The sequence below is a fragment of the Micrococcaceae bacterium Sec5.8 genome, assembly GCA_039636775.1.
GTDB lineage: Bacteria > Actinomycetota > Actinomycetes > Actinomycetales > Micrococcaceae > Arthrobacter.
On sequence record CP143429.1, the window covers coordinates 1,585,939 to 1,606,687 of the forward strand.

At 60.9% G+C, this 20,749-nt stretch carries 17 protein-coding genes, 1 tRNA gene and 3 pseudogenes; 11 read left to right on the forward strand and 10 right to left on the reverse strand.

The genetic code is table 11. The features are described from left to right. Window positions 1–58: 58 nt before the first annotated feature. Window positions 59–664: a response regulator gene (locus tag VUN84_07240; GenBank protein ID XAS65433.1), complete on the reverse strand. Its 606-nt coding sequence runs from the start codon at window positions 662–664 to the stop codon at window positions 59–61. A 204-nt stretch (window positions 665–868) separates the two neighbouring features. On the opposite strand from VUN84_07240, the gene VUN84_07245 reads away from it, so the two are divergent. Next, window positions 869–949: transfer RNA gene (locus VUN84_07245), tRNA-Leu, on the forward strand. Window positions 950–1,036: 87 nt separating this feature from the next. Beyond that, window positions 1,037–2,167, forward strand: a complete 1,131-nt coding sequence (locus VUN84_07250; GenBank protein XAS65434.1) for a site-specific integrase — start codon at window positions 1,037–1,039, stop codon at window positions 2,165–2,167. 344 nt (window positions 2,168–2,511) lie between these two features. Here the strand turns inward: VUN84_07250 and VUN84_07255 are convergent, their stop codons facing one another. Next, the gene (locus tag VUN84_07255) at window positions 2,512–2,751 is read right to left on the reverse strand and encodes a helix-turn-helix domain-containing protein (protein XAS65435.1); all 240 of its coding nucleotides are present in this window, start codon (window positions 2,749–2,751) and stop codon (window positions 2,512–2,514) included. A 150-nt stretch (window positions 2,752–2,901) separates the two neighbouring features. Between VUN84_07255 and VUN84_07260 the strand changes: the two genes are divergently transcribed. Beyond that, window positions 2,902–3,243 (forward strand): hypothetical protein, encoded by a 342-nt coding sequence (locus VUN84_07260; protein ID XAS65436.1) that lies wholly within the window; start codon window positions 2,902–2,904, stop codon window positions 3,241–3,243. A gap of 44 nt (window positions 3,244–3,287) precedes the next feature. After that, window positions 3,288–3,788 carry a hypothetical protein gene (locus VUN84_07265; protein ID XAS65437.1) on the forward strand — a complete coding sequence of 167 codons (501 nt, stop codon included), beginning with the start codon at window positions 3,288–3,290 and terminating at the stop codon, window positions 3,786–3,788. Here the strand turns inward: VUN84_07265 and VUN84_07270 are convergent. Continuing rightward, a complete protein-coding gene (locus tag VUN84_07270) occupies window positions 3,742–4,065 on the reverse strand; it encodes a helix-turn-helix transcriptional regulator (protein XAS65438.1) in 324 nt (107 codons plus the stop codon). The two genes, VUN84_07265 and VUN84_07270, sit on opposite strands and share 47 nt — an antisense overlap. 191 nt (window positions 4,066–4,256) lie before the next feature. On the opposite strand from VUN84_07270, the gene VUN84_07275 reads away from it, so the two are divergent. The 4 genes from VUN84_07275 to VUN84_07290 all read left to right on the forward strand — a co-directional run bounded on the left by VUN84_07275 (window position 4,257) and on the right by VUN84_07290 (window position 9,453). After that, on the forward strand, window positions 4,257–5,162 hold the full coding sequence (locus tag VUN84_07275) for a hypothetical protein (GenBank protein ID XAS65439.1): 906 nt from the start codon (window positions 4,257–4,259) through the stop codon (window positions 5,160–5,162). Between the two features lie 267 nt (window positions 5,163–5,429). Continuing rightward, a complete protein-coding gene (locus VUN84_07280) occupies window positions 5,430–5,939 on the forward strand; it encodes a hypothetical protein (GenBank protein XAS65440.1) in 510 nt (169 codons plus the stop codon). Continuing rightward, window positions 5,939–7,054 (forward strand): NlpC/P60 family protein, encoded by a 1,116-nt coding sequence (locus VUN84_07285; protein ID XAS65441.1) that lies wholly within the window; start codon window positions 5,939–5,941, stop codon window positions 7,052–7,054. Before VUN84_07280 ends, VUN84_07285 begins: the two co-directional genes overlap by 1 nt. A gap of 467 nt (window positions 7,055–7,521) precedes the next feature. Beyond that, complete coding sequence (locus tag VUN84_07290; protein ID XAS65442.1) at window positions 7,522–9,453, forward strand: SGNH/GDSL hydrolase family protein; 1,932 nt, start codon at window positions 7,522–7,524, stop codon at window positions 9,451–9,453. Between the two features lie 346 nt (window positions 9,454–9,799). Here VUN84_07290 and VUN84_07295 read toward each other — a convergent pair. From VUN84_07295 to VUN84_07305, 3 genes and pseudogenes are all read right to left on the reverse strand, one after another. After that, a pseudogene (locus VUN84_07295) lies at window positions 9,800–10,137 on the reverse strand (transposase). Between the two features lie 603 nt (window positions 10,138–10,740). Further along, complete coding sequence (locus tag VUN84_07300) at window positions 10,741–11,214, reverse strand: hypothetical protein (GenBank protein ID XAS65443.1); 474 nt, start codon at window positions 11,212–11,214, stop codon at window positions 10,741–10,743. 319 nt (window positions 11,215–11,533) lie between these two features. Further along, window positions 11,534–11,972: pseudogene (locus VUN84_07305) on the reverse strand (integrase core domain-containing protein). A 238-nt stretch (window positions 11,973–12,210) separates the two neighbouring features. On the opposite strand from VUN84_07305, the gene VUN84_07310 reads away from it, so the two are divergent. After that, window positions 12,211–12,927: an SHOCT domain-containing protein gene (locus VUN84_07310; GenBank protein ID XAS65444.1), complete on the forward strand. Its 717-nt coding sequence runs from the start codon at window positions 12,211–12,213 to the stop codon at window positions 12,925–12,927. 214 nt (window positions 12,928–13,141) lie between these two features. Beyond that, on the forward strand, window positions 13,142–14,434 hold the full coding sequence (locus VUN84_07315) for an ISL3 family transposase (GenBank protein ID XAS65445.1): 1,293 nt from the start codon (window positions 13,142–13,144) through the stop codon (window positions 14,432–14,434). A gap of 69 nt (window positions 14,435–14,503) precedes the next feature. Here the strand turns inward: VUN84_07315 and VUN84_07320 are convergent, their stop codons facing one another. The 4 genes and pseudogenes from VUN84_07320 to VUN84_07335 form a co-directional block, all read right to left on the reverse strand. Next, on the reverse strand, window positions 14,504–15,436 hold the full coding sequence (locus tag VUN84_07320; GenBank protein ID XAS65446.1) for an HNH endonuclease signature motif containing protein: 933 nt from the start codon (window positions 15,434–15,436) through the stop codon (window positions 14,504–14,506). Between the two features lie 1,494 nt (window positions 15,437–16,930). Continuing rightward, the gene (locus VUN84_07325) at window positions 16,931–17,095 is read right to left on the reverse strand and encodes a hypothetical protein (protein XAS65918.1); all 165 of its coding nucleotides are present in this window, start codon (window positions 17,093–17,095) and stop codon (window positions 16,931–16,933) included. Window positions 17,096–17,223: 128 nt separating this feature from the next. Next, window positions 17,224–17,364: pseudogene (locus VUN84_07330) on the reverse strand (DoxX family membrane protein). 171 nt (window positions 17,365–17,535) lie between these two features. Next, window positions 17,536–18,456 carry a DNA/RNA non-specific endonuclease gene (locus tag VUN84_07335; GenBank protein ID XAS65447.1) on the reverse strand — a complete coding sequence of 307 codons (921 nt, stop codon included), beginning with the start codon at window positions 18,454–18,456 and terminating at the stop codon, window positions 17,536–17,538. Window positions 18,457–19,224: 768 nt separating this feature from the next. Between VUN84_07335 and VUN84_07340 the strand changes: the two genes are divergently transcribed. Next, the gene (locus VUN84_07340; GenBank protein XAS65448.1) at window positions 19,225–20,640 is read left to right on the forward strand and encodes an MFS transporter; all 1,416 of its coding nucleotides are present in this window, start codon (window positions 19,225–19,227) and stop codon (window positions 20,638–20,640) included. Window positions 20,641–20,749 lie beyond the last annotated feature (109 nt).

A 20,749-nucleotide genomic window follows, 5' to 3' on the forward strand; every position in this document is an offset into this window, starting at 1 on the left:
GGACCCTCCCTTTTTATCTTCGCTGCTGTGGCGCTGCTGTTACTGTCTCCGGGCCGTACTAGTTGACCTGGTTGATGATGGTCTCGGCGACCTCGCGCATGCTCAGGCGGCGGTCCATCGAGGTCTTCTGGATCCAGCGGAACGCTTCCGGCTCCGTGAGGCCCATCTTGGTGGTCAGGAGGCTCTTGGCGCGCTCCACGAGCTTCCGGGTGGCGAACTGCTCCTGCAGGTCGGTCACCTCGGCTTCGAGGGCCTTGATCTCCTCGTGGCGGGAGAGTGCGATTTCCAGCGCGGGGATGAGGTCTGCGGGGGTGAACGGCTTGACGACGTAAGCCATGGCGCCGGCGTCGCGGGCGCGCTCGACCAGTTCCTTCTGGCTGAACGCGGTGAGCAGGACGACGGGGGCGATCCGGGCTTTGACGATCTTCTCGGCGGCGGAGATGCCGTCCATGACCGGCATCTTCACGTCCATCAGAACCAGGTCCGGCTTGAGCTCCTCCGCGAGCTGCACAGCCTTCTCACCGTTGTCCGCCTCACCGACGACGTCGTAACCTTCGCCCCGCAGGATCTCGATGATGTCGAGCCGGATAAGGGTTTCATCCTCGGCGACAACCACGCGGCGCGCCGGCTTGGACGTGGGGTTTGACTCCGTCTGTTCTGACACGGGAACTCCTTGGAAAGGTACGGCGGGAACTAGACCATCTTAGGTTGTCACCGCTGCTGTACTGGAACCGGATACGTTCGATGCGGCGTCACTGGCGCGATTCTGGAATTCAGCCTATCTGCATGTAGAGTAATTCCGCGCACTGGAAGCGATCGCGTTGCTCACAGCACTGTGGCGGCGGGATAATGGCTCCGGTGTCTCCGCGCCCGAGTGGCGGAATGGCAGACGCGCCGCACTCAAAATGCGGTATCGAAAGGTGTGTGGGTTCGAGTCCCACCTCGGGCACAGTGTTTCCGCAGGTCAGTAGCTTTTAGAGGTGCTGAGTGTGGACAAAAGTACTTAAAGTGTGGACAGCGGCGTAGCATTTTTCCTATGGCCAGCATTAGAAAACGCACAAAAAAGGACGGTACAACGTCCTTTATGGTCTGCTGGCGGGACCCGGCCAACCGCCAGGAACAAGGCATCACGCTTCCCACGGAATCCGAAGCGATTACCCTGAAGCGCCTCCTTGATGCCAACAACCAATCCTTTGAGATCGCCCAGCATGCGATGCTCGCGAACCAGACCAAAGCCCCCACCGTCGCCGCCGTGATCCAAGAGCACATCGACCTTCTGGTCCGGCCCTCCGTTGGTACCGTCCACACGTATCAGACCATGCTGAAGCTGCACATCGCGGACGTGATTGGCCATATTCCGGTGGACAAGCTCGACTACCGGCATTTGACCTACTGGATGAAGACGATGCAGACCAAAGGCCGCTCGGCGAAAACCATCAAGAACAACCATGGCTTGATTTTCTCGGCGATGGAGACGGCGGTCCGTCTTGGCTACCGGAAGGATAATCCGTGCCGGGGCGTCCAGTTGCCGTCTGGCGAAAAGGCAGAGGATGAGACCAGGTTCCTGACGCATGCGGAGTTCGGCCTGATCCTGGAATGCATGGGGGAGCGCTACAAGGCCTTCACGGAGTTCCTCGTCATGACCGGTACCCGTTTTGGCGAGGCCACGGCCGTGACGGTGGCGGATGTGGACCTGATGTCCAGGCCGGCAACGATGCGGATCAATAAGGCCTGGAAACGCGGGTCCGAGTCCGAGTACTACATTGGTGCCACCAAGACAGGGGCCGGGAAGAGGACGGTTTCTTTGAATCCTCACTTGGTGGAAGTCCTTATTCCGCTGGTGGCCAGCCGGCCAGGCGCGGATCTTCTGTTCACCACGCCCAAGGGCGAGCGCATTGTCCACAAGCTGTATTGGCACCACTACTGGACTCCCGCTGTGAAAGCGGCCCAGGCGCGTGGACTGAAGAAGTCGCCTCGGATCCACGACCTGCGTCACACCCATGCGTCCTGGCTGATCCAGGACGGCGTCTCGCTTTTCACTGTCTCCCGCCGTCTGGGGCACGCATCCACGCGAACCACCGAGGAGGTGTATGGCCACCTGATGCCGCAGGCGCTCCAGGATGCCGCCGACGCCGTCGAGCGTTCCGCGGTTGTGTGGCGTGGATAGCGTCTGGGTGGATGGTTTACCTAAGAGTACTTTTGGCGGGCCTGTGCTCGCGTCCCGATCATGCGGACGGCCGGCGCCGTAGGGCCAACAGACCGGACTTCACGTAGCTCTGCAATCTCCCGGAGGTGGACCGACGTGAAGACAATCTTCCCTTTTCCCCAGACGGCGTGCGGGAACTCACCCTTGGCAGCCCCGTCCCTAAGCCATGCCTCTGAACACTTGAGCACAGTGGCAGCCTCGGCTGGTTCGAAGAATTCAAGTTTCATGCCCCTGTCCGATCCCTTCGTGGATTTGCGGCGAGGACCGTCGGCGCGAGTCCTGTCCCCGTCCATGTACGCCGGAAATCACGGCGGCATGACGGTGACCTGGAAACTCGCATTGAGGGCCGCGGCGTGGAGCTGCACCTGCTCGGCTGAGGCACTGAACTGAGTCGATGAGCGCTGCACCAGCCCGGCTTCGGTGAGCAGGCCGAGTTGCCTGCGGATGGCCGAAGGCGAGGCGCACAGTTCCCTGCCGATCTGGCCACAGGTCGAGGGCCCGTTCCTGAGCAGGAAGCGGATAATTCGGCTGCGTGTTCGGTTCATCAAAATGCTCGACATGGGGGACCACAACCAGGGGAATGGTGAAGGACTACTTCTGTAGACGGGTCTACAGCAGCAGGCTACTCCGGTTTCGGTCATGTTGGAAAGGCCCATGCGCGTCAATGAATCCCCAAAGGGATCGAGGATCAGGCCATGGCAGTCCACCCGCAGATCAGGGCCTTCGCCGAGGCGGCGCTACTGCTTCGTGCCGAGCGGTACTGGCATCACGGATCCGCAGGCGAGCAGGCCGAGTTCCTGCGTGCTCTGAGTGAAGTCCTGACCGAGGTCTGCTACCACCTGGACGCGAATGACGTACTCCCACTGGAGCTCCTCAAAGCCGGTCAGGACATGGCGGCCCCGGCGATCCGGAACCTGCCCCTGCGCCCGTCGGCCCAGCTTGTCCTGATGGCTTACGTGGACCGTCGGATTGAGCAATTGATTGCCGCACAGGATGACTCAGGCAATACTGGGGCAAAAGGGAGTCGGAGCGCCTGACCGGGCTTCCGGCCCCGCATCAGATCGAGGGGTGGGCAGCGCGGATGGATGAGGCAGGTCGCAGTGACAGGTTGTCTCCCCAGGCCCAGCTGGCCCGTCGTCTGAATCTGCTGCTCGACGTCGTGGTTGCCGAACGTGGGAAGCCCGTAACGTTCCGGGAGGTCCAGGCCGAACTTGAGGCGCGGGGCATCAAGTTGTCCCGCGCGCGCTGGTTCTATATGAAAGAGGGGACTGGTCGCCTGGTCAGCGATCCGGTGCTTTTGGCCGAGCTGTGCAACATCTTCAACGTCGACACCTCGTACCTGATCGGCGACAGCGCCGGCTTGCCCGAGCGGATCGATTCGCAACTCGAGTTTGTGAAGTCGCTTCGTGCGGCCAGGGTGAAGACCTTCGCGGCGCGGACGCTGGGTGATGTTTCTCCGGAGACGTTGAGGGCCATCTCTGAATACCTCAACAAGGACATAGAGCGCCATCCTGGAGCAGAAGAGGCAGCAGAAGCTAATCCTCCAGGAGATACTGAAGATGAGCCGACAACAACTCCTTGATCCGCGCGGGGTTGGCTGAATAGCGCGGCGAGCGGCCATGGCGCCGGCCCGGCTCAAGGTCCACCGCGATGGCGCCGGTCTCCTCAAGTGCAAGCAAGTGCTTGGCTACGCTCGGCTCGCCGGCGCTTACTGCTGCCACGATGTCACCGCGGGTCGCCGGACCGTGCGCGGAGAGGTAGCGGAGGATCTCGTTCCGTGATCTATTGCCAAATGTCGCGACAGCGGCCTCGACGTCGTTCGACCAGGCTTCGTCGTGAGGCTGCGTGATCCTGGGCATGGAACCATTCTCACCTAGCGATCCCCGAAAAGTAAGACCCGCAGTCTTGACGATACTTTAATTATCTTTGAAAATAGTTTGTATAGCTTTCCTGTCGTAGTGGTCGCCCTTGGGTTTCGCTGCCACTCTTAGAGCGCCGGTCGTGCCGGTGCCGGACTTATTGGAATCGTTTAGTTGAAGCGGTGAAGACCATGCGAGTCGAAGCCAGATTGAATCAGGCCCCACAAGATCATCCAAATGTAGGAAGTATCGACATCTCCCTGCGCGGTGCGCCGGAGTCCGCCGCGGTTGCCGTTCCGGTAGATCAAATCATGATCGCCGTTGACGGCGTTCAGCGGTACGTGGTTTCGCATCTCTCGCGGATCGGCCGGGCCTGCGACGTGGACGACGTTATGCAGGACATCCGGGTCGCGGTGTGGGATGGGGTGACCCGGGGGCATTACCGCCAGCTTCCCGGTATTCCGTTCGGTGCGTGGGTCCAGGGGGTGTGTGCGAACGTGTGCGCCGCGCACACCCGTCGGGAGCTGAACCATCAGACACTCCCGCTGATCATGGAACCAGGGAATGCCGACGGGCCGGCGGCATTTGTTCCTTTGGCGTTGCTGGGCATGGACCGGGGTGGAGGTCAAAGTGCCGAGCAGATTATTGACCAGCAATGGGCACAAATGATCATTGAGCTGACCCGGGCCAGCGTGCCGGCAGGAGTTTGGGATCTTGCCGTGGACAGTCTCACCGGGCCGCGACACTACGGTCCGCCGTCGCCACAGGACCGCCGGCGCTGGCACGCGGTGACCGTGGTGCGCAAGACGGCGAAAACCGTTCAAAATGCCCTGGATGTCGATCAGGCGGCCATTAGCAATATCGGAGACGTGTCCCGGCACGCAGCAGAGTGCCTGCCCACACCGGTACTCCGCAGAACAGCCGAAAGTATCGTTCGCCCCGGCCTTCGAGGACCCGAACGGAGGAGGGCTCTGGAAGTTCTGGCGGCCCAGTTGGGCGTCACTGAGCGCTATGTGGCCGTCCAGATCGGCTTTGCGCGCCGGTTGTATCGAACAGCTTGGAGGATTCTCCAGGCCGGGACGCGGACTGCCTACTAAGTCATGTTGTGGACCGATCCTCCCGCCATGAACGGCGAGAAGGAGGTCCGAATGTCCGTGATGCAGATGAACGCTCAACCTGGTCCAAGCAGCCGACGTCGATGGTGGATCGCAGCAGTCGCGCTCTTGGTTGTGGTCACGGCGCTTTTCGCTCTCACGCGGCCGTCGCCCACGCCCGCAGAGGCTCCGGTTGCAGCGCCGTCGACGACGCAGATCCCTCAGAGCCCGGCGAACGCTTCCCCTGGGACGCCGGCACAAACTCCCACGGTGGCTCCCGACGTTGTGATTGCCGATCCGGAGGGCGCGCCCCGCACTGCTGACTTCCGCCAGCTCGCCGCCGCGGCGGCGACAGCGATCTACACCTGGGACACGCGAACGTCGTCCTACTCGGAGGTCTACTCACGGCTCCGTGACTGGTGGGACGTGCTGCCGGACGGGTCCAATCCCTTGGCAGTGTTGGTGCAGGAGTTCGAAGCGACCGGGGTCAACGCGGGAAGCTATGCGACTTTGGCCGATCAGCAGGCGCACCGTTCGGCCGCGGTCGAATCCCTGCACTGCGACAGCGAGTTGGCCAAGGTTCGGGAGCGGCCGGCGCCATGGGAGGGACTGCATGTTTGCACAGTCTCCGTCAGCGTTCTGGATCAATCAATTTCTGCTCGCAACGCCTACACGGCACCTGTCAGCGTCATGGTGAACTGTCCGCCGGCTGTCACGGCCCCGGCGGATCACTGCGTCATGGTCGGCTTTTACGCCGCACCGAGCAGGATCGTCTATTGATGCCAGCCGCCATGGTGTTTGCTGGGCTGGTCAAGCGCCGGGCCTTTCTGCGGGTTTCGCTGGCCGCGGCCACCATCTTGATCCTGGTGGGTTCCATTGCGTTTAGCGCAGCCGTGGCGGTGCTCGGCGCGAGCGCGGCCGACACCCCGTCCGTCTGCTCGACGAGTGGCGCGGCTGGCCAGCCCGGCGCCGGCGAATCCGGCGCCCTGAGCATCCGCACAAGTAACCGGGCTCCGGTCAACGTGACCGCCAGGCAATTGACTGTCGCGGGGGACTACGTTTCCATTGGTCAGCAATTGGGTGTCCCGCGAGAGGGCCAGATCATCGCAATCATGATGGCTCTGCAGGAATCCAGCCTCAGAGTCCTCGCAAACGTGAACGTACCAGCCTCGCTCCAGTTCCCGCATGATGGCGTCGGCCGCGACCACGATTCCCTCGGCACCGCCCAGCAACGTCCGGCGGCGGGCTGGGGGACAGTTGAGCAATTGATGGATCCGACGTACAACGTACGGGCCTTTTACGGCGGACCGGCCGGACCCAACCATGGCAGCCCGCCGGGGTTGTTGGATATCCGAGGCTGGCAATCCATGAACAAAGGCCAAGCTGCGCAAGCCGTTCAGGTGTCGGCATTTCCGGAGTTGTATGCACGGTGGGAGGCTGAAGCAACGGCTATTGTTGAGGCGCTCGACGGCGGAATGTCACCGGCTAAGTGCGCCGATCCGCGGAATTCCTCTACGGACACGGTCGTGCCCGCAAATCTGAGCGAAATCCGCAAAGATATCCTGCGGTTCACGCAGGAAGGAGTCGGCGGTGCCTACGTGTGGGGTGGCACGACGTTCAAAGCGTGGGACTGTTCCGGTTACGTCCAGTGGATATACAGGCAGGCCAAGATCAACCTGCCGCGAGTGGATCAATGGAGGGTCGGTACGCGGACCGAGAATCCGCAGCCGGGGGACCTGGTGGTCCAGAACGCACAGGGGCCAGCCGACTGGGGGCATGTTGGCATCTATGCGGGGGACGGGATGATGTACAGCGCGCTAAATCCCGCGGTGGGTACTTTGCTGCATCCCATAGCTTGGAACTCCGACACGGCGTACTTTGATCTTTTGAAGTGACTTGTAGTTACGGCGAAAGTAGACACTCGAATTCAGGTCCCGGGGGTGGGGAAGGATCGGAAGAATTTTCGGCATGGGGCTCTTAGGGAGATTTCTACGACCCGTCGCCGGTTGGTTCGTCTCAGCAAAGGATCATATTTGAGACGCCCCATATGCGAGCGAGGGGCACAGCGGGGGCCTTGCCAAAAAGCGGCACTCGAGAAGCAACGGTGAGACAGCATACACACCACATGTCCAGATAGGTATGAAGAACGTCAAGGCCAAGTAATGGCCACTCGTGACAGGGAATGTTGCCGGGAATACTGTCGACTCCTGGAGCCGATGGCTCGAGTGCGAAGCCTACGACCAAGCGATGTTGAGATATGCCGTTGTTAGGGAAGTACCCCAAGTCCTCTGGGACTATGATCGCGCCCGTCGGGCCGTGAGCTCCGCCGAAAGAAGCCGCATTTCCAGGAACGGAGAATGTCGTGATTCGCAACAGGACGCGTCGCCCGGGATCTTATCGACAAAGCCAGCGGCTTATCTCGGTGGCCTCAATCGCCATGCTGGTTGTTGGCTTCCTGGCAGTCATGACACCGCCAGCAACCGCAGCTGCAAACGAAGTACTCATACTTGGCAGTACCGTGACAGGTGGCACCAACAGCATCGAAGCTAGCGAAGTGGCTGCTAGGGGCCTTACCCCGGTTGTTGTTGACGACGCTACCTGGCAGACGATGAATCAGGCTCAATTCTCCACATATCGCGCCATAATTCTAGGCGACGCGACCTGCTCCGATGTAATTCCCAAAACCGCGGAAGGCACCGTCGCTGCTTGGGGTCCGGCCGTTACCGGCAACGTGTTGATAGCCGGAACCGACCCCGTCTACCACGCCGCGCAGGGCGGTGATACCGTCACCCGGCGCGCAGTTGATTTTGTGGTGGATCAAGTAGGGAAAACTGGAGCGTATATCGCCCTGAGCTGCTATTACGAAGGTGTGGGAGCGAAGACACCGGTGCCATTGCTGGATGCATTGCGGCCGGGCGGGTTCACCGCGACAGGGGTCAACTGTCACAACTCGGCCCATATCGTCGCGACTCACCCGGCATTGTCGGGACTAACCGATGTCCAGCTCTCGGACTGGAGCTGCTCAGTCCATGAAGCGTTCGATACATGGCCGGCAGACTTCACGGTGCTCGCCATAGCGAAGGATTTCGGGGCAGCCTACACCGCGAGTGACGGCACTATCGGGACACCGTACATCCTGGCTCAAGGTTCTGGCCTCCGCAGCTTCCCGCTTTCTCTCGATCCAGTTTCTCAGACTCGCGCTTCTGGCACATACGCCGCGGCGACTGCACAACTGCTCGACGGGGTGACGAGCGCGCCCGTGAGCGGAACAAAGCTCGCGGAAAGAATTTCCGCTGGTCCGAATACAGGTGCAACCGTTTCATGTGGCACCTGCACGACGGACGCAGCTGGTCATGTGTCGTTTTCCTACTTGGGCGGCAGCGGCAAAGGAACAGACACTTTGCAAGCGTGGATCGATGTCGATGCCAATGGCTCTCCGTCAGCAGGGGAACCCCAGACCACCGCCGCAATTGTCTGGACCGCAGCTGCAGGCAACAAAGCCTATGTCGCTCTCGGAGACTCCTTTTCATCAGGAGAGGGAGCACCACCATTCGAGCCGGGAACCGATGTTCCCACCGATCGTTGTCACCGTGGTCTGGAGTCGTATCCGCATCTTCTAGCACGACTCCGCTCCCTGACCCTGACTGCTGACCGCGCATGCTCGGGCGCTGTTATTGCTCAGGTAATTGGCGAGGGTCAGTACGCGGATGAACCATCTGCCCAGATCACAGCTTTGACGCACGAGACCTCACTGGTGACCATTACAGTGGGCGGAAATGACATCAACTTTGGAGACGTGCTCTTCGATTGTCTTGTCCGTGTGACGAATTGTAAGACGAAGGATAGCAAGATGGTGGACACTCAGTTGTCCCGCCTACAAGCCAACCTCCCGGAAGTCTATCGTCGCATCCGAGCGGCAACCTCTCCGACTACCCGGATTCTTGTGGCTGGTTATCCTCAGATCTTCCCAGATCCAGACAGCGTCAATGTAGGCTCCTGTTCCGACGTCCGTTTGACGCCGCTCGAGAAGATCAACGGCGGAGAGATGACCTGGTTGCGAGCAAATACGGTGCGGCTTGATGACGTCATCAAGAAGGCCGCGGCGTCTGTTCCCGGAGTCACCTATGTTGACCCCCTCGGTTCCCGGTCTACCTTCCCGGGTCACGAAGTGTGCACCGGCCGTTCCTGGTTCAACGGTGTTGTTGACCCCTCAGGCCCGCTCAAAGTCTGGTCGTTTCATCCCAACCCACTCGGCCAGAGAGCTTACGCGCAGTTGTTTGCGGCTTACTTGTAACCGACCGCCGGCCTCGAAAGCGGAACCCGCGCCCGAACCTGCTCCTTCGCCCGCGTCAGTACAGCTCGTGGGACTGGCTCATTTTCGTAGCAGCCTGTGAAGCGACTGTCGGCCCTTGCACCGGCGACAGCGGTTCTGGTCGAAATGCACTTGGGCAAGCAATTTTAAACGGTCGATCGTATTTGAGATCCATCGAAGCTCTGGGACCAAACCCGGGTGCAACGGGTTGGTGCCGTCATACCTGGATGTTCCCATTGCTTGGAGACGGTTCTAGCGCCAAACTCTGGCGCGAACGAGGATTTGCAAGTTGAGATCGATCTTGGCATCCGAGAACTTGTTTATGTTGGGTTGCCGATTGCGGACGGGTGGCCCATTGATAGAAACCGGACGTCGAGACGGCCAACCAGCGGCACATTCTCACCACTGAATTCAGGTTGGCGGGCTCAGCTTTTGGGAATCGATGAATTCATACTTGCTCACTACCGCTGCTCCCGCGCGAATTAAGCGCGGGTTTTTTGGGAAGGCAGTCTCCGCCCGCAGCTCTTGAACTTCACGCTCGAGCTCCCTCAGCCGGGCCCGTTCAGAGACCGTCAGATCCGCCTCCGTGCCGCCGTTGGCCGCGCGGTACTTGACCAGCCAGTTGCGGAGGGTCTCGGGGCCGACCCCGTACGCGGTGGCCTCCGTAACGCGCTACGTTCTCGGCCGCCAATGCCAGCCCAAGATCGACAGCGCTGTCGCTCAACTTTTCGCTATCCGCCCATCTGGATACCGCTCCGGCAACTTGCCTCCGGATTTGCCTTGGCTGCTCGGACTCGTCGTATCGAGACTGCGCATACTTGACCACTTCCCCCAAACCGGCCCGAACTACAAGAAGCGGACCTCCTAAAGTGGCAATGGCCACCGTAGCCAAAGGTCCCGCCAAATCGCTCTGTTTCGACATGCGCTATCCGCCCCTCACACGACCGTCCTGGGCAGACGACCGTTGAATTTCTTCAACTGGGCCAAACCCTAGTTAGCAGGTTCAGCCTGCAATCCGATCCTTGTCAATCGTTGGAGCCGCAAACGACAATTTGGGGCACTGTCCGAGGAGACACGGCCACCCTTGAACCACGGGGTCCTTTGAATGAGCGCGGGGCCTATTTCTCTAAAATGAAGGATTTCGAGAAGGCTGCGAATCGAGAATCCTCCGGTCTGAGGACTTCGGCGCTTGCTGGCGGCATTCCGTTCTGCTTGGTGGCGCGAAGTCAAGTGCGGCACCGACCAGGTGCGTCAGTGATCACCTGATGGTTACTCGTCGGACCTGTGGCCGAACTCCTTACGGGCCTCATCTGCCAGCCAATCAAAGTCGTCCCAGTAACTCCGGGCAAGGGCATCAGGCATGTTGGCGCGGAAGCCTTGAATCATGGGGGCGCACACGTCGTGGCAACGAATGATGCTGGCTCCGTAGTTCTGGATGATCGGGCCCTTGTCGACAACCCCGCTTTTGAGCAGTGTCCCCACGAGGTCGTAGGAAGCTGACGCGTTGGAAGCAGTTGCGCGCTGCATCTCTGTCCATGCCGAGGCGGGAAGGGTGTTCAAGATAGTTAGGACCTCCCGCCTCGAATCACGGATATCCGGTCGCTGGAGGTAGTCCAAGACAGCGAGGAGAGATTGGGCGCGTGAGGCTGTCTGGGCAACGCGAACCTGCTGGCGGGCGTACAAGGCGCTCAGGGCGGCGGCCAGGAAAGCAAAAACCGAAACCACAACAGCTGCGATGTCCATGCCCCCAATGCTCGCAGACGGTGCTTCCAGCGGCTACAGGGGGCCCAGCTCAAAGACGCTTTGACGGGCGGCCACAAGTCAAACCCGCCCCGACAAAACCTCCGGGCCCATGAGAGCGAGGCCAGGACCCTCTGAACCTTCCCCAGAACGGGCACGCCGCCTTACCGCTGACAGAACAACGCCAAATACCGCTGCGATTCACAGGTCCTCGTAGCTCCGCTGGGGTTGCTCGCAAATCGTGGACAGTTGATCAGGCGGCTTGTGCCGGCTGAGGTTTGCCCGTGGTGAGGATTCGTTCGTGTTCCGCGGGTGTGGTGTAGCCGAGGGCTGAGTGCAGCCGGGCACGGTTGTAGAACTTCTCGATCCAGCGGCCCGTTGCCCGGATCGCGTCGTGTCTGGTTGGCCAGCGGTGCCGGTCGTAGAACTCGGTTTTCAGGGTGGACCAGAACGATTCCTGCATCGCAATCCCAGCACACGCCCGTCCTGCCGACGGATTGGCGGACGCCGAGTCCGGTGCAGACATCGTTGAGCTGGGCAGAGGTGTACTGGGCGTATTCAACCGGTCGAAGCAACAGTTGCTATTGGGACTGAGTGCCGCGGTCGGCGTGGAACACGACGCCGGCCGGGCCTCCGCCGCGCAGGATGTAAGCCATACGCAGTGCTCGTTCGACCAGGGCGGTGGTCTGGACCGAATCCATCGCCCACCCGATCACCCGCCGCGAGCAGGCGTCCCTGACAGCCCACAAATACACCCAGCCTCGCCTGACAAGACTCTCGGCGTCCGTGGCGCTTGGTGCACGTGACTTCGAAAAATTCACTGCTGGGCACTCGACTTCGGTTAAAGCGCTCGCAGCAGCCTAAGTCCCCGAGTCAACAAGAGCCCGGCAGTTCCCCCATCGAAGGCGCGTAGTAAGCTTCACCGATCAGAAGAAATGATTTCTTGGAAACGGGGCCCGCGCGGTGGATGTGTTTTGGACTGTCTTGGTCCTAGGCGGCTTGTTCGCACTAATGGTTTGGGGCTTCATCGAGCAATCCAAGGATCGGAGCGCTGCCCGGGATGCGAAAGGCAAGTTCCTCGAGCAGTTGAAGTCAGACCGCAACTTCGCGCCTTCACAAGTTCATGATGACAAAAACACCTACCTGGGAGTCGATTCCGAGAGGGGCAAGATCTATGTCGGAATCGCACCCCAGTGGAAGTCAATCATGGTCCCCGCCGAGAAGATCATGTCTGTCTCAATCTATGAAGATGGGCAGTCTATAACCCATGCTTCTCGTCTGCGCCAGATCGGCGGGGCTCTCGTCGGCAACGCGTTAGCGCCCAACAAAGGTGGTGCGGTTATTGGTGCTCTGGGAGCGAAGAACACCACAGTCGATGTCATCAAGTCGTTGGTTCTGCGGCTAGAAGTGGATGATCCGAAAAACCCCATTCTGGGCATCAGCTTTCTACGCTTCAACCAAGTCAAGCGGGGCGACGTCCTTCATCAGCAGGCAAGCGCTGAAGCTCGTGCCTTCAGCTCTCTTATAACCGCAATTATGCGACGGAGCGAACAGAAAGACGCCAGTCACCTAGAAACTCCGATTCCACTCTCGATCCCTCGAGTCAACAGACTGGATGAACTCAGCAAACTCGCTGAATTGCGAGACAAAGGCGTCCTCAGCGAGGTGGAGTTCGCCCAAGAAAAGGCACGCCTCTTGAACTCCCCTTCCGAGTAAGTCCCAAATACTCACCAACCTTTCACGCCGTACCCCGGTAGTCCGGGACTGCCTCGGATTTCGTTGACTCTCGGGGTTGAGTGGCTTTGAGGCCGGTATTTTTGGCTCTTCGTGGTTCGTGGGGAATTGATTCCGTGTCGTAGCTAAAAAAGGGGCCCGTGGCCCTGCTGGGATGAGTGTGTCTAGCATTCAACCAGGAACAGGACCACGAGCCTTGACTGAGCCTACCGTTGTGGCGTTCGACGCTGCCACCAGCATCTTCAACCTGCCCGACTACCGCGTCGTCTCCGCCACCGTGCTGGCTGATGGCCGGCGCCAGATCATCGTTAAAACAGACCAGCCACCGGGCTGCCCGAACTGCGGTGTCGTTGCGACTCGGCGGAAGGAACGACGCTTCCAGCGGATCCGGGACATCCCTGTCGCCGGCGCGCTCGAAGTGCTCTGGTCCAAGTACCGCTGGCATTGCGAAGAACGGGCCTGCCCGCGGCTGTCGTTCTTTGAATCCACTGCCCAGGTCCCGCACGGTGCCCGGTCCACCGGCCGGCTCCGGGACCACGTCGTTGATGCCGTCATCAGCTCCGGCCGTGCCGTGTCCGAGACCGCTGCTGCGTTTGCCGTGTCCTGGTGGATGGTCCGCGCGGCGCTGACCGAAGCCTGCCTTCTGACCCTGCCGGATGTGGATGAGCTCAGGCCGCGGATGCTGGGCATCGATGAACACCGGTTCCGGTCCGTGCGGTTCTTCCGGGACCCTGACTCGAGTGCATGGATCCGGCACGAGCCGTGGATGACAACCATCGTTGATCTGGACACCGGGCAGGTCCTGGGCGTGGTCGATGGCCGGGACCACAGGGGCGTCGGCGACTGGCTCTTCGCCCGCCCCTTGGAGTGGCGGCTGGGCGTGCAGGTCGTCGCGATCGACCCCTCGGCTGCGTTCCGCAAGGCGTTGCGGATGTGGATTCCCCGCCCCGCCGTCGCGGTCGATCACTTCCACCTGGTCTCACTGGCCGACCAGGCCGTTACTGAGGCCCGGCAGAACCTGTCCCAGCAGGTCAAGGGCCGCCGCGGCCGCGGAATCGACAAGGCCCGGGCGCACCGAATGCTGCTCCTGCGGGCCGGCGACACGCTCTCCGAACAGGCAGCCCACCGGCTGGCTGAGGTCTTCACCGCCGACGACCCGACCGGCAAGCTGCAAGCCGTGTGGAACGTCAAGGAACAACTCAGGGCGCTGCTGCGCACCGACTCCCTGGCCGACGCCGCCGCAGCGAAAGAGGAACTCAAAATCCTGGTTGAAGCAGCCGGACGGCCAGAGACCAACAAGCTCTACCGCACCGTCTGCCGGTGGTGGAACGAGATCGAAGTCCTCATCGTCACCGGCGCCACCACCGGCAAGGTCGAGGCCAACAACACCGGCATCAAGCACATCAAACGCACCGCCCGCGGCTACCGGAACCCCGGCAATTACAAATCGGTTATTCTCATGAGAAGTGCCGTCCGGACGGCGGCATGACACTCATCCGGGAATCCCGTTCCCCATGAACCGCGAAGAGCCATCAAACTTGTCACCTAGGCAGATTTTCTATCCTCCGTCGTGACGCGAGCCCTCGAACATGGTGAAGTCAAGCTCGATAATAGCTCGCACCAGAACTTCCCGGCGCTTCTTTGGGTCCTTTTCCGCGATCTCTTTCAGTGTGTTGAAAATGTTCCAATCACCCGATTGTGGACCAGAGTTGACGAGGCGGAAAAAATATCTCGAATCGTCATCGTCTTCGTCTGGTTCGATCATCGACAGAAGTCCTGCGGCCCGTAGGTGATGAGCCCAACGAAACAATTCCGGCCGACTGATATTCGTCTTTCCCACAATCTCTATATCTGAGGTCGCTATTGGTGCAGGCCTCTCCGAACCAAGGTTTTTCATCTCCTCGCCCTTGTCGAGAATGAAGAGAATCAGATCCCTTATGGCGACGGGTTGTTTTGCAACGTTGGCAACAAACTGCTCCATGTCTGCGGCAGATTGAAGTATCACTTTGTCGTTCTCATCAAAGTCCCGTAGTTCTTCGGCTCCGTACAGATTGCTTGGCAACAGGGGATCAATCTGGAGGGACGTATCCACCATGCGATCAAGGTTTGCCATGGCTTGACGATACTTAGCTTCGTGGTCAGATTTTATTTTCTGAACTCTTGAGACAGGGTAATCGGTTTCATTGTCCAGGTTGTCAACAACTTTATGGTGTGTGAGACAAAGCAGAACAAGGTTTGACTTGTCGCGTAGCGCCTCATTCGAAAGATTATGTTTTCCGCGCGCAGCCCCCTTTTTAACACCATGTATGTGTGCTACCTCGAAATTCAGGGTGCCGTCTGCCAGTAGTAGGGCGGCAGTGCACGGCTCATATGCACATATGTTGCCGGAGTACATGTAAAGCTCGCGTAGTGTCGCCGGTGAGGGTGCTAGACGCTTGCGTTCCTCTTCGGTTTCGCTTGCAGCATCAAAGTCCTCATTTATTTCACTCATAGGAACAAACGTATCCGAACCAGGATCAAAGCGGAGCCGCCTTGTAGTCCTCCTACCTCCGTAGCCCGGTACCCCGGAATGGGTGCCGCTCCCGTCAGTAAGGGACGGGTTCCGCCCTGCTGACACTTCACCCAACCGACGTTGCGTTTGAGTAAGCCCTGCGCAACACCGGCTGCACCCAAGGTTCCCCCTAACGGGACACGACAACGTTATGCCGTCGTGGGGCAGCTCGTGCTGCGTTCGGGCAAGGCCTTGATCGTGGACACCGTGCTGTCGGCGGCTGGTGACGCCGCCGGGTTCCGTTGTCTTCGTGTGGCTCTGCTAGTCCGCGGTCAGCGTCTGAAGGGTCGCTGCCCGGTCATGCAGCTGTCGACGCTTCCGCCCATGAAGGGGATGAACGGAGGTGGAATCGTTATGAGGCGCCTAGCGCCCGACAACCCTGCGCGGTCAGTCCCCGCACCGAGCGAGCGCATGACCACATGGCTGCCGCTCGGGGAGTCCAACGGCTTATTCAACTTTGTCGAGACAGATAACTGCCGCACCCTGTCAACGCTGGGTGCGGCAGTTTGGGGGAGGCCTCTGGTGGGGAGAATTGGGGGTGTGGACAGTGTCCACACTTTGGGTCCCGGACTGGGCCGTACCGGTGCCGGACTGGCCCGGATCCCGCATGTTTTCGGGACTTCCCAGTATTTCCGAGGCCCGGAACCCGGTTCGAGTCCCACCTTGGGCACAGTGTTTCCGCAGGTCAGTGGCTTTTTGGGTGTTTTTTCGTGTGGACAGTGTGCACACTCTTGCCTCTGATCTGATGTTCCGGGTGTGTGGGGTCCCGGAAACGGCCTATTCGGTTGTGTAGGGGAGCCTCTGGCTACGGCGGACCGGGTGCCTCCTCGCGGGGTCTGTTCTGGGTGTTCATCCTCGTTCGTCCTTTCCGTTGGGTTTTCGCGTTCACTGCTTCATGGTGGCTGGAACCGCGTACTACATGATTTGCTGATTATTCTTTAGGTCGACCTTGGGTTGCGGCCGGTCCGGATTGTCCGCTCTGATACTTGTTCATGGAGGACTTCGGGGGGAACGGCATGACATGGCCACTGATCCGGAGCTGATATGAGATCGCTGAGCCTGGCCAGTCGGCAGGTGCGGCCGGCTTCGAGGTCGAGTTCCAGGGACCCGGTGGGCTTCTGCCATGGCCTTCCCACCAGGTACCCCGCCGTCGGAGCCACATTTCCCGTCATCGCCGCATCCGGCGTCGCTGTCCTGGCTGTTTTGGCGGTGGGAGCTGGCCACGTTGCCCTCCATCAGATCGCACTGAGAGGCGAACGAGGCTGTGGGCCCAGGCCAAAGTGTGGATTCAAGCTAAGGCGTGTGGGGCTGCGAGGCTTCTTCCACCGGGGTTCCGGAAGCCGGTGCCACCGTGTCCTCGGCCAGGGCTTTACGCCGGCGGTAGATCTGGACCGCGATGGCTGCCGGTTTCACGACTAAGGCAGCCGCCCGCATCTAGGGACGGTCCAGGACCTGACCGGTGAGCGAGTCGAGGGGGAAGGGTCCGGGCCCTCCGATGGTGAACGACGCTGCCGCCAGGCCCAGTACCCGCGGGGTACTCGACCCTCCCTCTGTGGCGAAGAAGCCGTCAGGGGCGTGGACGCTGGCAGCGACGCCCATCCTGGCAGCGGCGGCGCCGGCGGCCGGAGTGGCCAGCCCCAGGGCGAGGGGAACACCGGCTCCCGCTTCACCCCCGCGAGGATGGCACTGGGTTTTGCTGGGCGGAAGCCCATGGCGTGCATGCCCTTGTTCGTTCCCCGGATGCCTCCTCCGCCGAACCATCCGAAGAGTTTCTGGGATCCGTGAGCGATGAGCACGCCTCCGAGGGCGACCCGGAACAGCGTCTGCGCTGCGGCGGCAGCCCCAGGGCTGGTCGTCACATGGCTCATAGGGGTCCTCCTGGGATGGGCCGGGGCGCTGCGCCGGCAGGCGCTCCTTGTCCAGCGCGACTCTACGCCGGCGGGACCAACCAGTCACCGGAAGGAACGTCAAAGAAGATTCTTCTCCCGCCGCAGGCGGCAACGGGATACACAGGTACTGCAAGGAAACGTGCAGCGACATTACAACGGGTCAGGCACGGCCGGCGGGTGGGGTTCCTGGTCCCTGATTTCGAAATCGAGGTCAAGGTCCTGCGGTGTTCTCAGCCGCCGCCGGGTGGATGCGATACGTGCGGTGGGCAGGGTTGAAGCGATGGGCATCCGGTCTACGGCGGTCAACTGTTCCAGGTCGAGGCCGGTCAGTGCGGCGATATCTCTGATGGGTACCTGGAATGTTCGGAACGGACCCAACGGGGGAGCGGTGTCGAGTGCGCCCGGGCGGGGTACGTCCGGGAGGTCCGACAGTTGTGGTGTCTGGTCCACGACGTATCCGATGGCCGCGAGGGCGCCTTGGTGCATGAACGCGGCAACTTTGAAGAATTTCAGCGGAATCTGCACGCCGCGGTAGACGGGATCGGTGTCACTGAAGATCGGACCCGTGAAGACGACGAGCCGCCGGCCGTAGTCGGCGGCGTTGTCCTGGAGGTAGGACTCCAGACCGAGCCAGAGTTCCATTCCCTGATTGAACTTCGCTGCCTGCGGGGCCGCGTTGGTGTAGTGGAACGTGTCAGCGTTGGCCCGGGCAGCTTCCGCCCTCGTCGCGCCCCAGACGGCGGATGCCCTGCGGACGAGGTGGCCGCGGTCAATATCGTTGCCGGCATAGACCGCCTCGCCTGTCTGCCGGTCGGGGCGCAGCCGCGGATCCAGTCTCCACTGGATCCCTGCCCGGTTCAGATCGATCAGCTTGGTGCCGTCCATTCCGAGAGCGGTCACAGCTGCCAGGCGCTTGTCCAGTCGCATGAGGACGGAAAAATGGGTGTAGGGGAGCAGGGCAGACTCAACGCCGACCAGGGCCGGAATACCGACCCGGACACCCAGAAACTCTTCATCGAACCCGGGACGCCCGGAAAGATCCTCCACACTCAATGCGTTCTGTCTTTGCACTGGTTCATCCATCGGCAGACCCTATCAGTGCCCCGGCGACAGAAGCTGGACGTATCCCGTGCCTCAGCCGAAACGATACCCCTTGAAGGATCTTCGCGCGCGGTGCTCCTTGTTTGGCAACTAATGCTGACTATCGACGATGTAGCGGACCCCAAAGAAACCGAGACTGCGAATGTGACGGTGAATATCCCCCGAGGGGCCGCGGAACCCGGTGCGAGCGGCGTATCGGGCGACCAGCTATGTCGACGGAATAAGATTTGGAGTCGTTTCGTGACGAAGGCGACCGAAACGGAGACCGGCCGTCGGGAAGCGGAACACAATGAGGGCGAGATGCCCCCGTTCTGGAGTGAGAATATTCCCGGAGGCCGGCGGCTCTAGGACAGCTGAAGAGCACTGCCGGCTCAGCCTTCACAACTGGTACAAGTGCATGGACATCCTGTGCCGGGCGAGCAATCAGTGGTGGTGGCCGAGTAAGCAGGATGAGCAGGTGAACGCGCCCTGTGCATGGTGATGATCCCGATGATGGGTTCTGCGCCCGAAAGGTCAGCTCCGGGGGAGTTCTATGGGTCGCGCGGCGATTTCCTTCGGGTTGGGCTTGCGCGCGCGACTACTTCGGAGCTGGGGGGGAAATGATGACGCTGGCGGAGGGTCCTGATCAGAACTATCGGCCCCGTGGTCGGGTTTTCGGGTGGAGGGCATCAATCGACGCGGTGGGTGACTGCATTTCTTGAGTGAGCCCGGCCACCGGGTGGGGTGTTAACTGGGAGGATGGATTCCCCATCGGTGGCGCGTACGCAGAGGCACGTGCTTTGGATAGCGATTCTCGCGTCCTTCGTGGCGTTTCTCGACAGCAGCGTCATCAACGTGGCGCTGCCAGCCATCTCGCGTGAAGTGGGCGGCGGCTTAACTACGCAGCAATGGATCGTCGATGCCTACCTCATCACTCTGGGTTCGCTGATCCTGGTCGCCGGTTCGCTTTCTGATTTGCTCGGACGCGTGGTGGTCCTCCGTGCAGGCCTGATCGGATTCGGTGCGACGTCAGTGATGTGTGCGCTGGCACCCACCGCGGAGGTGCTGATCTTGGCGCGGGCGTTTCAAGGCGTCTCTGGCGCCCTGCTGGTGCCCAGTTCCCTCGCCCTCATCACCTCAAACTTCGATCAGGCTCCGCGGGCGAAGGCGATCGGCCAGTGGACAGCTGGGACAACAGTGGCTTTCGTCGCCGGCCCCCTGCTCGGGGGAGTGCTCGTCGATTCGGTGGGCTGGCGTTGGGTCTTCGGGATCAACGTCCTGCCCATCGCGGTGACCTTGTACTTGTTGTGTGCGCTGCGGGCCAAGGAATTGCGCAGGGCGGGGGTGAGCATCGACTACCCGGGTGCTGTCCTCTGTGTGCTCGGGTTGGCGGGCCCGGTCTACGCGCTGATCGAACAAGGCAACTACGGGCCGGGGAGCCCGCTGATTCTGGCGCCCCTAATTCTCGGCATCCTATGCCTGGCCGGGTTCATTTGGCGGCAAAGAACCGCGGAGCATCCGCTCCTGCCTTTGGGTCTGTTCGCCGTCCGAAACTTCGCCGTCGGCAACGTGGCTACGGCCCTCAATTACGCCGCGTTGTCGATCGGGGGATTCATCATCGTAGTGTTCCTGCAGCAGGTTGCCGGCTATCGGGCGACGTTGGCTGCCCTGGCCTTGCTTCCCGTCAGTATCGTCAATATCCTACTTTCGTCATGGTTTGGTTCACTGGCCGGGCGGTTCGGCCCGCGGTGGTTTATGGCGCTTGGCCCGGTTCTTGCCGGCATCGGCTACTTCCTAATGCTCGCATCTGAAGTGCCGGTCAACTATTGGAGCCAACTGCTGCCGGGGATCCTCCTGTTCGCAGTTGGACTCTCAGCGACCGTCGCGCCGCTCACCGCCGCTATTCTCGGTTCAGTCTCCGAACACCGGGCCGGTATCGGTTCGGCAGTGAACAACGCCGTCAGCAGGGTTGCGGGTCTGATCGGCATCGCGCTGGTGGGCGTCATCGTCGGTACGGAACTTGACCTGGATGGATTTCACCGGATGTTAGCCGTGACGGCGGCGCTGTTAATACTCGGCGGCGTTGCTTCCGCCGTCGGTATCCAGAATCCGCGCAATCGGCCCGCCGACGGGACACGACACAAGGGCCCGTCTAGAGATGATGTGGACGCTTGAGTGGGGACCCATGCCGGTGTGGACGTCGTGTGTAAGGATGGAGCGACATCACGGGGATCGATGCCCTCGGGGTCCGGGGCATTAAGCCAATCTAATCCCCGAAGAAACC

Bases quoted from the DNA above. Each gene is read 5' to 3' on its own strand.
- VUN84_07270 (XAS65438.1), bottom strand. From the start codon at position 4,065: ATGCCCAGGATCACGCAGCCTCACGACGAAGCCTGGTCGAACGACGTC.
- VUN84_07250 (XAS65434.1), top strand. From the start codon at position 1,037: ATGGCCAGCATTAGAAAACGCACAAAAAAGGACGGTACAACGTCCTTT.
- VUN84_07320 (XAS65446.1), bottom strand. From the start codon at position 15,436: ATGAGTGAAATAAATGAGGACTTTGATGCTGCAAGCGAAACCGAAGAG.
- VUN84_07260 (XAS65436.1), top strand. From the start codon at position 2,902: ATGGCAGTCCACCCGCAGATCAGGGCCTTCGCCGAGGCGGCGCTACTG.
- VUN84_07265 (XAS65437.1), top strand. From the start codon at position 3,288: ATGGATGAGGCAGGTCGCAGTGACAGGTTGTCTCCCCAGGCCCAGCTG.
- VUN84_07275 (XAS65439.1), top strand. From the start codon at position 4,257: ATGCGAGTCGAAGCCAGATTGAATCAGGCCCCACAAGATCATCCAAAT.
- VUN84_07325 (XAS65918.1), bottom strand. From the start codon at position 17,095: ATGGGCGTCGCTGCCAGCGTCCACGCCCCTGACGGCTTCTTCGCCACA.
- VUN84_07255 (XAS65435.1), bottom strand. From the start codon at position 2,751: ATGAACCGAACACGCAGCCGAATTATCCGCTTCCTGCTCAGGAACGGG.
- VUN84_07300 (XAS65443.1), bottom strand. From the start codon at position 11,214: ATGGACATCGCAGCTGTTGTGGTTTCGGTTTTTGCTTTCCTGGCCGCC.
- VUN84_07285 (XAS65441.1), top strand. From the start codon at position 5,939: ATGCCAGCCGCCATGGTGTTTGCTGGGCTGGTCAAGCGCCGGGCCTTT.
- VUN84_07340 (XAS65448.1), top strand. From the start codon at position 19,225: ATGGATTCCCCATCGGTGGCGCGTACGCAGAGGCACGTGCTTTGGATA.